This is a genomic window from Pseudonocardia tropica, from assembly GCF_040105315.1.
GTDB classification, from domain to species: domain Bacteria; phylum Actinomycetota; class Actinomycetes; order Mycobacteriales; family Pseudonocardiaceae; genus Pseudonocardia; species Pseudonocardia alni.
Map to the genome: position 1 here is coordinate 198,742 of NZ_JBEDNP010000007.1, position 13,080 is coordinate 211,821.

Annotated in this window: 12 protein-coding genes, 1 pseudogene and 1 riboswitch; of the genes and pseudogenes, 4 read left to right on the forward strand and 9 right to left on the reverse strand. The window is 75.8% G+C overall.

Annotated elements, in window-relative coordinates; all coding sequences use genetic code 11:
* The first annotated feature begins 67 nt into the window (after nt 1–67).
* The 3 genes and pseudogenes from WHI96_RS13980 (at nt 68) to WHI96_RS13985 (ending at nt 1,704) form a co-directional block, all read left to right on the forward strand.
* Nucleotides 68–1,057 (forward strand): ABC transporter substrate-binding protein, encoded by a 990-nt coding sequence (locus tag WHI96_RS13980; protein WP_345653703.1) that lies wholly within the window; start codon nt 68–70, stop codon nt 1,055–1,057.
* 180 nt (nt 1,058–1,237) lie between these two features.
* A pseudogene (locus tag WHI96_RS27865) lies at nt 1,238–1,498 on the forward strand (GNAT family N-acetyltransferase); the annotation flags it as partial.
* Between the two features lie 44 nt (nt 1,499–1,542).
* On the forward strand, nt 1,543–1,704 hold the full coding sequence (locus WHI96_RS13985) for a hypothetical protein (protein ID WP_345653700.1): 162 nt from the start codon (nt 1,543–1,545) through the stop codon (nt 1,702–1,704).
* A 54-nt stretch (nt 1,705–1,758) separates the two neighbouring features.
* Here the strand turns inward: WHI96_RS13985 and WHI96_RS13990 are convergent, their stop codons facing one another.
* From WHI96_RS13990 to WHI96_RS14025, 8 genes are all read right to left on the reverse strand, one after another.
* Nucleotides 1,759–2,667 (reverse strand): siderophore-interacting protein, encoded by a 909-nt coding sequence (locus tag WHI96_RS13990; protein ID WP_345653697.1) that lies wholly within the window; start codon nt 2,665–2,667, stop codon nt 1,759–1,761.
* A complete protein-coding gene (locus WHI96_RS13995; protein WP_345653694.1) occupies nt 2,664–2,897 on the reverse strand; it encodes a phosphopantetheine-binding protein in 234 nt (77 codons plus the stop codon). Before WHI96_RS13995 ends, WHI96_RS13990 begins: the two co-directional genes overlap by 4 nt.
* The gene (locus tag WHI96_RS14000) at nt 2,894–3,559 is read right to left on the reverse strand and encodes an isochorismatase family protein (RefSeq protein WP_345653691.1); all 666 of its coding nucleotides are present in this window, start codon (nt 3,557–3,559) and stop codon (nt 2,894–2,896) included. Before WHI96_RS14000 ends, WHI96_RS13995 begins: the two co-directional genes overlap by 4 nt.
* Nucleotides 3,560–3,566: 7 nt before the next feature.
* Complete coding sequence (locus WHI96_RS14005; RefSeq protein ID WP_345653688.1) at nt 3,567–5,261, reverse strand: (2,3-dihydroxybenzoyl)adenylate synthase; 1,695 nt, start codon at nt 5,259–5,261, stop codon at nt 3,567–3,569.
* Nucleotides 5,258–6,463 (reverse strand): isochorismate synthase, encoded by a 1,206-nt coding sequence (locus WHI96_RS14010; protein WP_345653685.1) that lies wholly within the window; start codon nt 6,461–6,463, stop codon nt 5,258–5,260. Before WHI96_RS14010 ends, WHI96_RS14005 begins: the two co-directional genes overlap by 4 nt.
* A 76-nt stretch (nt 6,464–6,539) precedes the next feature.
* On the reverse strand, nt 6,540–7,307 hold the full coding sequence (locus WHI96_RS14015) for an SDR family oxidoreductase (RefSeq protein ID WP_345653682.1): 768 nt from the start codon (nt 7,305–7,307) through the stop codon (nt 6,540–6,542).
* Nucleotides 7,304–8,305 carry an ABC transporter substrate-binding protein gene (locus WHI96_RS14020; RefSeq protein WP_345653679.1) on the reverse strand — a complete coding sequence of 334 codons (1,002 nt, stop codon included), beginning with the start codon at nt 8,303–8,305 and terminating at the stop codon, nt 7,304–7,306. The genes WHI96_RS14015 and WHI96_RS14020 overlap by 4 nt, the downstream gene beginning before the upstream one ends.
* Nucleotides 8,306–8,616: 311 nt before the next feature.
* Nucleotides 8,617–9,639, reverse strand: a complete 1,023-nt coding sequence (locus tag WHI96_RS14025) for a DUF6925 family protein (RefSeq protein WP_345653676.1) — start codon at nt 9,637–9,639, stop codon at nt 8,617–8,619.
* 84 nt (nt 9,640–9,723) lie between these two features.
* Between WHI96_RS14025 and WHI96_RS14030 the strand changes: the two genes are divergently transcribed.
* Nucleotides 9,724–9,873: a hypothetical protein gene (locus tag WHI96_RS14030; protein ID WP_345653673.1), complete on the forward strand. Its 150-nt coding sequence runs from the start codon at nt 9,724–9,726 to the stop codon at nt 9,871–9,873.
* 453 nt (nt 9,874–10,326) lie between these two features.
* Here WHI96_RS14030 and metE read toward each other — a convergent pair whose 3' ends face one another.
* Nucleotides 10,327–12,627: a 5-methyltetrahydropteroyltriglutamate--homocysteine S-methyltransferase gene (metE, locus tag WHI96_RS14035; RefSeq protein ID WP_345653670.1), complete on the reverse strand. Its 2,301-nt coding sequence runs from the start codon at nt 12,625–12,627 to the stop codon at nt 10,327–10,329.
* A 169-nt stretch (nt 12,628–12,796) separates the two neighbouring features.
* Nucleotides 12,797–13,006: riboswitch (cobalamin riboswitch) on the reverse strand.
* Between the last annotated feature and the right edge of the window lie 74 nt (nt 13,007–13,080).

The window sequence follows — 13,080 nt, forward strand, 5'->3', positions numbered from 1 at the left end:
CCCGAAACACCGAACCCCGACACGCGGGAACCGGTCCGTCCGGACGCGTGCGACACAGGAGGACACCATGACCACCATCGGATCCCGGGCACGCACCCGTGATCGCGCCCGGCTCGACCGGCGGGCGTTCCTGCAGGCCGCCGGGGTGCTGGGGACGACCGCGCTGCTGTCCGCCTGCGGCGGGGGCGGGGAGGGGGCCGCGCAGAGCGGCCGGACCCGCAGCCTCGAGGGCGCCCGCGGGCCGGTGGAGATCCCGGCCGCACCGGCCCGGATCGTCTGCACCGACCACTACACGCCGTCGGCGCTGCTCGACGTCGGCGTCGAGCCGATCGCGGTCGCCGACTTCGCCCCGAACTTCCTGCTGGCCGACTACGTGCCGGTCTACCAGCGGCTGCCCAAGGTCGGCCGGACCAACAGCGCCGACCCGGAGAAGGTGCTGTCCTTCCAGCCGGACCTGGTGCTCGGCACCCTGCTGCCGAACGCCCCGGACCCGAGCTACGACCGTTTCCTGGCGGCCGTCCCGACGCTGTACCTGCCGTCCCGCGCCGCGGGCGACTGGCGCGAGCGGGCCATCGCGGCGGCCGACGCCGTCGGGCGCCGCAGCGCCGCCGAGGAGCTGCGCGACACCTTCGACCGGCGCGCCCAGGAGATCCGCACCACGCACGCCGACGTGCTGGGCCGGACCCGGTGGAGCATGGTCATGGGCGGGCGGAACCCCGGCCAGTGGACGCTCGCGCTGCCGGACTCCTGGGGTGGCGTGGTGCTGGCCGCGGCCGGCATCCGGTTCTCCGACATCTCCCAGGCCACCGGCACGGTGAAGGACTTCTCGTCCGAGGAGCTGGGGCTGCTGCGCGACTCCGACGTGATCGTGGTGCAGGGCGACAACGACGGCAGCACCTCCGACGGCGTGGCGGACGTGCTGGCCAGCCCGGTGTGGAACTCGCTGCCCGCGGTCGCCGCGGGCCGGGCCCAGCCGCTGCCCTACTTCAACACGCTGCACTACCGCCAGGGTCTGGCCATGCTGGACCGGATCGAAGAGATCATCCGCGGGGTGTGAGGAATGAGTACGGAGACGGCGACCGAGGGCCCCACGCCCTCCGGCCGGGAGCTGCACGACGGACTCGACGACGACGTGCTGGCGGTCGGGGCGCCTCCGGTACCGACCGTGACGGGCGCGCGGTGGGGCTTCCACCCGTGCGCCGCCGACGGCGACGACCTGGACCTGGTGCACCGCTGGATGCACAGCGAGCACGTCGCGGTGTTCTGGGAGCAGGCGTGGAGCCGGGAGGTGTGGTCCCGGGCGCTGGCCGGCCAGTGGGCGGGCACCTACTCCCGGCCCTACATCGTGTCCCTGGACGGCGAGCCGTTCGCCTACATCGAGCTGTACCGGGCCGCCCGGGACGTGGTGGCGCTGCACTACGACGCCCGGCCGCACGACGTGGGCTACCACGTGGCGATCGGGGACCGCGACCGGACCGGCCGCGGGCTGGGCGGGCAGCTGTTCGAGGCCACCATCCGCGGCGTGTTCGACGCCGAGCCGGAGTGCACCCGGATCGTGTCCACCCGTCGGCCGACCACGTCGGGGCCCGGCGGATGGACGAGCGGATCGGGCTGTCGCTGCTCGGCGAGTACGAGCTGCCGCACAAGCGGACCGCGCTGTACGTCTACCCGCGGACCGCCGCGGACCTGCCCGTCGCGCGCTGAGCCGCACCCGCCGGGGGCCCGTCCGGGCCCCCGGCCGGGGGTGCGGCGGGCCGGTCAGTGCCCGTGGCCGTGCCCGTGCCCGTGGCCCGCCTCGTCGTCATCGTCGTCGAAGTCGACGACGCCGCGCTTCCAGTACCCGTTGACCTCGCGGTGCTCGGCCGCCAGACCCAGCTCGTCACGCACGAACCGGCGGATCGGCTTGATCGACGTCGTCTCCCCCGCCACCCAGGCGTAGACGCTCGCGCCGTCCGGCGGGCGGACGTCCCGCACCGCCTGCCACAACACCTCGGAGGTGCCCGCGGGTGCGCCGTCGCGGTGCAGCCAGCGCACCTCGACCCCGTCCGGGGCGGTCATCGGCAGCTCCTCGGCGGCGTCGGCCACCTCGACCAGCGCGACGCCGCGGGCGTCGGCGGGCAGCCGCTCCAGGATCCGGGCGATCGCCGGCTGCGCGGTGAGGTCCCCGGCCAGCAACCAGAAGTCGTAGCCCTGCGGGACGACCAGGCCACCGGGCGGCCCGGCCACGTGGATCCGGGTGCCCGGCACCACCGTGCGCACCCACTCCGAGGCCAGCCCACCCGGGTGCAGCACCAGGTCGATGTCCAGCTCGCCGGCGTCGGCGTCGAAGTGGCGCACGGTGTACTCCCGCGACACCGGCCGCGGGCGCCCCCAGTTCAGCGTGTCCTCGTTCTGCTCGGGCAGCCGCAGCTCGCCGTTCTCGTCCGGGAACACCAGCCGGACGTGCTCCTCCGCCCCGTCGGGGTGGCTCTGGAACCCGGCCAGCCCGTCCCCGCCGAGGGTGAGCCGCAGCAGCGAGGGGTTCAGCTCCCGGGTGCGCAGCACCTCCAGCTCGCGCAGCAGGATCGGGTACGGGACCTTCGTCTGCCCGGTGCCCCGGCCGAACGCGGCCGCCACGTTGCCGTCGACGTCCCAGCGCGACGACCGGACCGGTTGCCTCTCACTCATGCCCCCTCACCTACCAGCTCGACCCAGCGCCGCAGCACCGGCTCCTCGGCCAGGTCCGGGAACTCCAGCTCGGGGGCGCCCGCGGCACGCCAGCGCTCGATCAGGGTCATGATCCGGACCGAGTCCAGGCCACGGTCGAGCAGGTCCTCGTCGGGGTCGATGCCGTCCGGGGCGACGTCGAGCAGCTCCGCGACGTCGGCGCGGATCCGTTCCGGGGTTAGCGCGCTCATCCGGCCACCCCCGCGGGCGCCGCGGCGAACTCGGCGAGCACCTCGCCGGTGCCGGTCACCACGCCGCAGCGCTGCGCCACGTACTCGCAGGCCGCGTCGTGGTGGGACCGGGAGAAGTCGGCGACCGCATCGGACACCAGGAACGGGGCGACGTCCCGCATGAACGCCTCGACCGCGGTGGCCTGGCAGCCGATGTGCGCGTAGATCCCGGTGACCAGCAGCTGGTCCCGCCCCGCGGCGGCCAGCTGCTCGGCGAACGTGCTGCGCTGGAACGCGCTGTAACGCCACTTGGTGAGCACCGCGTCGCCCGGGCGGGGTGCCAGCGCGTCGACCACGTCGGCCGCGGTCGGGTCGTCGTCGATCACCGCGCCGATCCCGTCGCCCCAGAAGTCGGTGAGCAGGCCGCGATCGGCCGGGTCCTGCCGCCCGGGCTGGGCGGTGTAGTACACCGGCACGCCGCGCTCGCGGCAGGCGCTCAGCAGCCGGCCGATGTTCGCGACGACCTCCGGGATCGGCGACCCCGCGTAGGGCGCCAGGAAGTAGCGCTGCATGTCGTGCACCAGCAGCGCGGCCCGTGCGGGCTCCGGCCGCCAGTCCACCCGCCCGGACGGCCGCTCGGACACCTCCGGCAACGGGTAGGGCTCGATGCGGGGCAGGGACATCTCCCGGTCACCTCTCCTCGGTGGCACGCGCACGCAGCGCGTCGCGCAGCTCGCGTTTGCTGGTCTTCCCGACCCCGGTCACCGGGAAGTCGGGCACGATCTCGATCAGGTCCGGCACCTTGAACGCGGCGACCCCGCGCTCGCGCACGAAGCGGCGCAGCACCGACCCGGTGAGGGCCTCGGCGCCCGGGCGGGGCACCACGTAGGCGCAGGTCCGCTCGCCGAGGTAGCTGTCCGGAACGCCGATCACCGCGGCGTCCAGCACGTCCGCGTGGGCCATCAGGTGGTCCTCCACCTCGGTCGGGGCGACCTTCTCGCCACCCCGGTTGACCTGCTCCTTCACCCGGCCGACCACCTCCAGGTGGCCGGTCGGGGTGCGCCGGACCAGGTCGCCGGTCCGGTAGAAGCCGTCCTCGGTGAACGCGGTCGCGTTGTGCTCGGCGGCCCGGTAGTAGCCGCGGATCGTGTACGGCCCGCGGGTGAGCAGCGCGCCGGCCCGGCCCGGCTGCACCTCGGAGTCCGACGGCGCGGCGGGGTCGTCCGGGTCGACCACCCGGACCTCGTCGTCCGGCGAGATCGGGCGGCCCTGGGTGGTGCACACCAGCTCGTCCGGGTCGTCCAGGCGGGTGTAGTTGACCAGGCCCTCGGCCATCCCGAACACCTGCTGCAGCCGCACGCCCAGCGCCGGCCCGATCCGCCCGGCCAGCTCCGGGCCGCACTTCGCGCCGCCGACCAGCACGACCTCCAGGCTGGACAGGTCGTGCGGGGTGCGGGCCGCGGCGTCCGCCCAGGCCGCGGCCAGCGGCGGCACCAGCCCGGTGATGGTGACCCGCTCGCGGGCGATCAGCGCGAACGCCGTCGCCGGGTCCGGCGACGGGGCCAGCACCGACGCCGCGCCGGCGTGCAGCGCGCCCAGCACGCCCGGCGAGCTGAGCGGGAAGTTGTGCGCCGCGGGCAGCGCCGCGAGGTACACGCCGTCGGGGCGCAGCCCGCAGATCCGGGCGCTCTCCCGGACGCTGTAGAGGTAGTCGTCGTGGGTCCGCGGGATCAGCTTCGGCAGGCCGGTCGACCCGCCGGAGAGCTGCAGGAACGCCACGCCCTCCGGGTCCGGGTCGGGCAGCTCGACCGGGTCGGCGTCCAGCCCGGCCAGCGGCACCGCGCCCGCGGTCGTGCCGCCCGCCCCGGTGTCCAGCACGATCACCTCGCGGACCGAGCCGGTCGCGTCGGCGGTCCGCCGGGCCAGCGCGCCGTGGTCGAAGCGGGCGTGCGCGTCCACCGTGAGCACGGCGGTGGCCTGCGACCACTGCGCGACGTGGCGCAGCTCGGTGTCGCGGTGCGCGGGCAGCGCGAAGACCGGCCGGGCACCGACCCGGAACAGGGCGAGCACCACCGGCACGAACTCCGGGACGTTCGGCAGCTGCAGCAGCACGTTCTCGCCGGGACGGACCCCGAGCCCGTGCAGGCCCGCGGCCAGCCGGTGCGCGCGCCGGTCCAGCTCGGCGAAGGTCCACCGGTGCTCGACGTCGCCGGTCCGCCCGACGACCGCCGTCCGGCCCGGGTGCGCGGCCGCCAGCAGCGACAGCCAGGTCCCGAAGCTGCGTCCGTGCCAGTACCCGGCCGCGCGGTAGCGGGCGGCCACCTCGGGCGGCCACCCGACCAGCTCGTCACCGCCCGGCGCCTGCGCGGTCACCGCGCCGGTCATGCCACGGCCTCGACACCGATCGCCCGCAGCAGGGTGCGGAACTTCGCCCGGGTCTCGGCGACCTCGGCGTCCGGGTCGGAGCCGGCCACGATCCCGGCGCCGGCGAAGACCCGCACGGTGCGGTCGCAGACCTCGGCGCTGCGGATGGCCACCACCCACTCGCCGTCGCCGTCGGCGTCCACCCAACCGGTCATCCCGCTGTAGTAGCCGCGGTCGGCGGGCTCGATCGCGCCGATCGCCGCCCGGGCCGCCGGCACCGGCACCCCGCACACGGCGGGCGTCGGGTGCAGCGCGTGCGCCAGGTGCAGCGCGCTCACCGAGCGGTCGGCGATCCGGCCGGTGATCCGGCTGGACAGGTGCCACATGGTGGCGGTCCCGATCACCTCCGGCTCGACCGGGGCGTCGACCTCGGCGCACAACCCGCGCAGCACCTCCACCACGCGGTCCGCGACCAGGGCGTGCTCGGCCTGGTCCTTGGCCGAGGCGCGCAGGGCGGCGATCCGGGCCCGGTTCTCCGCCGGGTCCGCCGAGCGCGGGATCGACCCGGCCAGCGGGTTCGCCACCACCGTGTCGCCCTCCCGGGACACCAGCAGCTCCGGGCTCGCCCCGAGCAGGGTGCGCGGCGCGGGGTCCCCCGGCGCGGTCACGTCCGCGGCGAACGCGTACGCCGCCGGGTCGGCCAGCGCCAGCCGGGTCAGCAGGTCCCGGACCGGGACCGGGGTGGGCGAGGTCAGCTCCAGCGCGCGGGCCAGCACGACCTTCTCCAGCCGACCCTCCCCGATCATTCCCAGGGCCGTGCGGACCCCGTCGGCGTAGACCTCCGGCGCGGGCACGTGGCGCACCGCCCAGTCCTGGCCGGGTGGTTCGGGCACCCGGACCGGCCGGGCACCGGCGGTGTCCGGCGAGGCCCGGCGGACCAGGGCCGGCACGTGCAGGCTGCGCGGCGCGTCCGGGGCGAACCCGATCGCCCCGACCACCATCGGGTCCGGGTGCCCGGCCGCGGCGGCCTCGGCGAGCGCGACCGCGGCCGCGTCCCCCGGCCCGCCGGGACCGTCCGGGCCGGACGGCACCGTGCAGTGCACGCCGTCGGCGAGCAGGGTCCCGCGGGCCGAGCGGTGTAGGAACGACCCGGGCAGGTACGCGGCGAGCAGGTCACCCGGGTCGTGCTCCGGGCTCGGACGTACTGGAGCGGGGCTGGACAACTGTGGTTCCCTTCCGCTTGACCCCGGGCGAGGGCGGCCCGGGCTTCTCCTCCGCCGTGCGGCATCCGGTGCGTCCCTAGAGTCCGAGACTCGCGCCGCCGTCGACGGTCAGTGCCTGCATGGTCATGTGCCGGGCGCCGTCCCCGGTCAGGAACAGCACCGCGGCGGCCACGTCGGCCGGGTCGGCGATCCGGCCCAGCGGGATGCCGAGCCGGAAGCGATCCGGGGCCCCGGCGACGACCGCGGCCGCGCCACCGTCGTCGGCCGGGTCGGGCCACAGCGCGCGCTGCATCGCGGTGTCGGTCGCTCCCGGGCAGACCGCGTTGCAGCGCACGTACGGCGCCAGCTCCAGGCCCAGGGTGCGGGTCAGAGACACGCTCGCCGCCTTGGACGCGGCGTAGGCCGCCATCCCGGAGCGCGGGGTCCGCGATGCGTCCGAGGCGACCGTCACGATCGACCCGGTGCGCCGCCCGTACATCCGGCGGCCCACGGCCCGCCCCGCGTTCCAGACGCCGGTGGCGTTCACCGCCAGGCAGATCGCGAGATCGTCGTCGGCGGCCTCGAGGACCGGCCCGGACCGCAGAGCCCCGGCCGCGTTGACCAGCACCTCCAGCGGGCCCAGCTCGTCCTCCGCGGTGGCGACGGCGGCCTCCACCGCGCCCGCGTCGGCGACGTCGGCGACCAGGCCGATCCCGCCGGGGGTGTCCGCCGCCGTGCCCCGGACGCCCGGGTCGAGGTCGAGCAGCGCGACCGGCCGCCCCTGGGCGGCCAGCGCCGCCGCGACCGCCGCACCGATCCCGCGGGCGGCGCCGGTGACCAGGGCGGCACCTACCGGGGCGGTCATCCGCCGGCCGGGCCGAAGATCCGCCCGAACTCGTCGAGGGTGCCCAGCGCACCGTCCAGGTCCGGCCGGTAGCTGGTGGCCGGCAGCTCCCACACCCGGCCGGCCCGGAATGCGGGCAGCGCCGCGTAGGCCGGGTCCCGGCGCAGCTCGTCCAGCGAGCGGCCACCGGCGATCACCACGATCGCGTTCGGCGCGTCGGCCACGGTCCCCAGCAGCTCGGGGCTGATCTCCAGACCGTCGCCGGTGCTGGCCAGCCGGGCACCCGGCGCGCGGGCGACGACGTCGGTCGGGGTGAGCCCGGCGTCACGGGCCAGCGCGGGCAGCGCCGCGGTCGAAGGGACCACGTAGGTCTTCCCGGAGGCGAACGAGGCGATGAACACGGTCTCCCCCTGCGGCGGCGTGATCGAGTCCTTCACCTGCTGCAGCCGGTCCCGGTAGCGCTGGAGCAACCCGGGCACCCGGTCCCCCGCGCTCGCCGCGTCGGCGACCGCGGCCAGCTGGTCCTGCCAGCCGGTGAGGGTGCGCGGGACCAGCACGGTCGGCGCGATCGCGGCGAGCCGGTCGTAGGCCTGCGCGGCCTGCACCGCGGTGATCCCCTGGCCACCGCCGATGATCAGGTCCGGCTGCGCGGCGGCGACCGCCTCCACGCTGAGCTGCTCACCCGCGGGGAGCGCCTCGGTGCCCGCGGCGCGGGCGGGCTCGGCCCAGGCCGGCGGGAAGCCGCCGCCGAAGCCGGTGATCCCCAGCACCCGGGTGTCGGCCGCGACCGGCGGCTCGTCCAGCGCGTAGAGGTAGCCGGCCAGGCCACCGGAGAGCACCACGATCCGCTGCGGGTCGGCCGGGACCTCCAGCGGTCCGCGGTCGGTGGTGATCGTGCGGGTGTCCCCGGTCCCGTCGGCCGGGGCCGCCCCGTCACCGGAACCGCACCCGGCCAGCAGCCCGAGCACCACGGCCAGCACCACCGCGGCCGGCCCCCGGACCGTCGATCTCCCGGACATACCTCTGCACCTCACAAGCGTCGCCCGACTCGACGAACTTATGAAGTTAGCCTGGCCTTAACAAGGGAGAGCTTTATCTTTGTTGATGAGGGATCTCACGCTCGGTACTGCTCCTGGCGGTTTACTGTCCCGCCATCTGGTCCTCCCTGTCCGCGATGTCCTGCTCGGTCGGGGCGTCGTCGGACGTCGTGTCCCGCCGCCAGGAACCGGCGAACGACAACCGACCGCCGGTCCAGGCCACGCTCGGTCACCAGGTGCCTGCGCACCGCGCGCACCGCGGACCCCTCACCGGCGACTCGGGCGAACCGCCGTCAACCGGCGTTGCGGTCGCCGGGCGGGTCGAGGAGGTCCGGCTCCGGGTCCGCCCGGGATCGCCAGCGGGCGAGCACCGCGGGGTCCGCGCCGAGGTGCGCGAGCACCCGCAACGCGACCGCCTGCGCGGCGCGGCCGCGCGGGTCGGCCGGGCGGGGGCGGACCGTCTCCGGGCCGTCGTGACCGCGGACCGCGGCGGTGACGGCCGCCGTGACCGCCCGCTGACCGTGGTCGCCCCAGTGGTCCAGCAGGCGGTCGAACGCGGCCAGCCGGCCCGGGTCGAACGGCCGCGGGCGTCCGGTCAGGTCGGCCAGCGGGTGCGCCGGGTACAGGTGCGCGCACGGCAGGTGTCCCGCCGGGACCGGGACGGTGACGGCGTGCGTCCGGCCGGCATGGAGCAGATGCGGCAGCAGGTGGGTGTGCGGGCCGTCCGGCGAGCGCCCCTCGGGTGGCGGGATCGCGGCGTACACCTCGATCCGCCCGAGCGCCGTGACGAAGACCCGGTGCGGGCCCGCGGCGACCAGCGTCGCGGCCAGCGCACCGTCCAGCGGGGCCCCCTGCGCCGCCCGCAACGCCGCCAGCAGGTCCGGGTCCGCCGTGCGCACGCAGGCGTCCACGGTGGTCGTGCCCAGGCCGAGGTCGACGAGCACGGCCCCCGCGTCCGCGGGACGCAGGGCGTCGCGGTCCGGGCCCAGCACCGTGACCACGGTCCGGACCGCGCGGCGGGCCGCGGCGGCGGGCAGGCACAACGCCACCGCGTGGTTCCAGTGCAGCTCCGGGCCGACCGGGGTGCGGTAGGCGACCGGCCGGGTGCCGGGCCGCGGGTCGAGCCGGATCCCGCCCCGACCGGTCACGACGACGCCGGGCCCGGTGTCCGCCTCCTCCCCGGGCAGCCGGACGAACTCGGCGATCGCCCCCGGCGGGCCGGCGCTCCACCCGCACTCCGGGTCGGCCAGGTGCCGGTCGACCAACTCCCGCACGGCCGGGTCGCCGGTGCCGTCGGTGCCGTCGGTGCCGTCCATCTCCTCACCCTGCCTCTCCGTCCGGTGGGTCGACAGTCTCGACGACCTCTCGCATAGTTATGGCAACAACCAGAAGGAGGCGAAATGGCCGAGAACCACCCCCATGACGGTCCCGAGTGCCGTGGGTGCGAGTGGGAGCACCAGCCCCAGGCCTTCCGGTGGTTCCCCGAGCTCGGCGCCCCGCTGGACCCGGCGGGCACGAACACCGGACGGTTCCCCGGCCGGGCGGCCTGACCGCGTCACCTGGCACCGACCCGGTACGACCGGCGGCCCCACCACAGCACCGTCCCGGCCGTCAGCACGACCGCGACCGAGGGAACCAGCACCACCTGCGGGGCCCGCGAACGGGTACTCGCGGCCCCCGGCCACCATCGCGCCCCACTCCGCGGTCGGCGACGACTGCACGCCGGGCCCGAGGAACGACAGACCGGAGACCGTCAGCAGGGTCCCGCCGAACCGGTCAGCTCGCCGGCCGGGTCCGGCTTCCCCCGCCGGAAACCCCCCCGATCCGCGACCCGCGAGCAGGAGGGCCGCCGTGAGGGCGACCGGCACGCGGGCACCCGTCGTCTTCGCGATGACGACGCCGACGTGCATCTGAACGACTCTTCACCCAATCGAACGTGAGCGGTGCTCCACGGCGCCGGCCGTGACGGCCGGTCCGGCCGACGCCGTGGACGCGCACCGGCCTCAGCCGGTGGTCGGGGTGCCCGCTCCGGCCCGGACCCGGCGCGCGGCGGCGACCAGGTGTGTCAGCGCGGCGACGGTCTCCGGCTCGCCGCGGGTCTTCAGCCCGCAGTCCGGGTTGGCCCACAGCCGCTCCGGCCCGATGTGGCCGAGCGCGGCGCGCAGCTGGGTGACCAGCTCGTCCTCCCCCGGCACCTCGGGCGAGTGCACGTCGTAGACGCCCGGGCCGAGTCCGCGCGGGACGCCGGGCCCGAGGTCGGACAGCACCTCCATCCGGGACCGGGCCGCCTCGACCGTGGTCACGTCGGCGTCCAGCCCGTCGATCGCGCCGACGACCTCGCCGAACTCGGAGTAGCAGAGGTGGGTGTGCACCTGGGTGCCGTCGGTGACACCGCCGGTGGACATCCGGAACGAGTCGACCGCCCAGTCCAGGTAGGCCGCCCGGTCCCGCTCGTGCAGCGGCAGCAGCTCGCGCAGCGCGGGCTCGTCCACCTGGATGATCCGGATCCCGGCGGCCTCCAGGTCCACGACCTCGTCGCGCAGGGCCAGCCCGACCTGGCGCGCGGTGCCCCCGAGCGGCTGGTCGTCCCGGACGAAGGACCAGGCCAGGATCGTCACCGGTCCGGTGAGCATGCCCTTGACCGGCTTGTCCGACAGCGACTGGGCGAAGCGCGCCCACTCGACGGTGATCGGCCGGGGGCGGGACACGTCCGAGTGCAGGATCGGCGGGCGCACGCAACGCGAGCCGTAGGACTGCACCCAGCCCAGCTCGGTGGTCGCGAACCCGTCCAGGTTCTCCGCGAAGTACTGGACCATGTCGTTGCGCTCGGGCTCGCCGTGCACCAGCACGTCCAGCCCGATCTCCTCCTGCAGCCGCACCACCCGCTCGATCTCGCGGCGCATCCGCGCGGTGTACTCCTCGGCCGAGATCTCCCCGGCGCGGTGCGCCGCGCGGTCGGTGCGGATCGCGCCGGTCTGCGGGAACGAGCCGATCGTCGTCGTGGGGACCTCGGGAAGCCCGAGCGCCTCCCGCTGGACGGTCGCCCGCACGTCGCCCGCGCTGCGCCGGTAGTGGTCCGGCCCGAGCTCGGCGAGCCGGGCCCGCACCCGCTCGTCGCGCCGGGTGGCGGCCGCCACCCGGTCCCGGGTCGCCGCCGCGGCGTCGAATCCGGCCGCGACGGCGTCCCGGCCCTCGCGCAGGGCCCGGCCGAGCAGAACCACCTCGTCCACCTTCTGCCGGGCGAAGGCCAGCATGTCGACGACGTCGGCGGGCAGCGTGGTCTCCACCGACAGGTCGTAGGGCACGTGCAGCAGCGAGCACGACGTCGACACCAGCACCGAGCCGGCCACCTCGCCGAGCCGCCGGACGTCGGCGAGAGCGGCGTCCAGGTCGGTCCGCCACACGTTGCGCCCGTCCACCACGCCGGCCAGCAGCACCTTGCGGTCCAGCCCCTCGACCCGGCCGATCCCGTCCAGGTCGGCGCGGCCCGCGACCAGGTCCAGCGCCAGCCCTTCGACCCCGGTCGAGGCGAGCACCGGGAGCGCCCGGCCGAGCTCGCCGAAGTAGCTCGCCACCAGGATCTTCGGCCGGCGCGGGGCCGAGGCCAGCCGGTCGTAGGCCTTGCGCAGGGCCGCGATCTCGTCGTCGGTGCGGTCCGCGGCGAACGCGGGCTCGTCGAGCTGGACCCAGTCCGCGCCGGCGTCGGCCAGCTCGGCGAGCAGGTCGCGGTACACCTCGACCAGCGGCCCGAGCAGGTCCAGCGGGCGGAAACCCTCGGGCGCGCCGTCGACGGCCTTGGACAGCAGCAGGAACGTCACCGGCCCGACGAGCACCGGCCGGGTGACGACGTCCGCGCGCAGCGCCTCCCTGAACTCCTCGACGACCTTGCGGTCGGCAGGCGCGAGCCGGGTGTCCGGGCCGAGCTCGGGGACCAGGTAGTGGTAGTTGGTGTCGAACCACTTGGTCATCTCGCAGGCCGGCGCGCCGTCCCGGCCGCGGGCCATCGCGAACAGCCGCTCCAGCGGGTCGGTGATGCCGGCGAAACGCTGCGGCACCGCCCCGACGGCGAGCGCGGTGTCCAGGACGTGGTCGTAGTACGAGAACGTGTTGCCGGGGACCTGGCCGAGCCCGGCGTCGCGCAGCCCGGTCCAGGTGTCACTGCGCAGCCTGGCCGCGACCTCCCGGAGCTCCGAGGCGTCGGCGCGCCCCGCCCAGAACGTCTCCTCGGCGCGCTTGAGCTCCCGGCGCGGACCGATCCGCGGGTATCCCAGCACGGTGCTTGCGGTGCCCGATTCGAACGACATCGACACGGCTCCCTCTCCTCGCGAGCGCGGTGAGGATCCGTGACGCCGCCGGGAGCCGACGGCACGACGCGGGCGCCTCTCGCACGCCGGACGCGCGTGGCGTCGGCGGGCGGGCGGTGCCCGGTGTCCGGTCGGCCCTCCCACGAGGCCGCGGATCCGCGCGCGCCGGTCGGCGCGCGCACCGGCGGCAGGTCTTCGGACTCGTGGGCGCCGGACACGCTCCTACTGGCCGTCGCTTCCCGGGGGCCGTGGCTCCCAGTGCTCGTTGACGGCGGTCGTTCCCACTCACCGCTGCGGGGCAGTCCCGGACTCGCACCGGGTTCCCTCTTGCCTCGCGCCGCCCCGCAGGACGACGCGAACCGTCGGCGGGCTCGACAGTAGTCGACGGCCGGAACTCGGGTCCACGGCAAGTGTTGCCGTTCCTTCCTTGTTGCCATACATTGGCAGTACTGC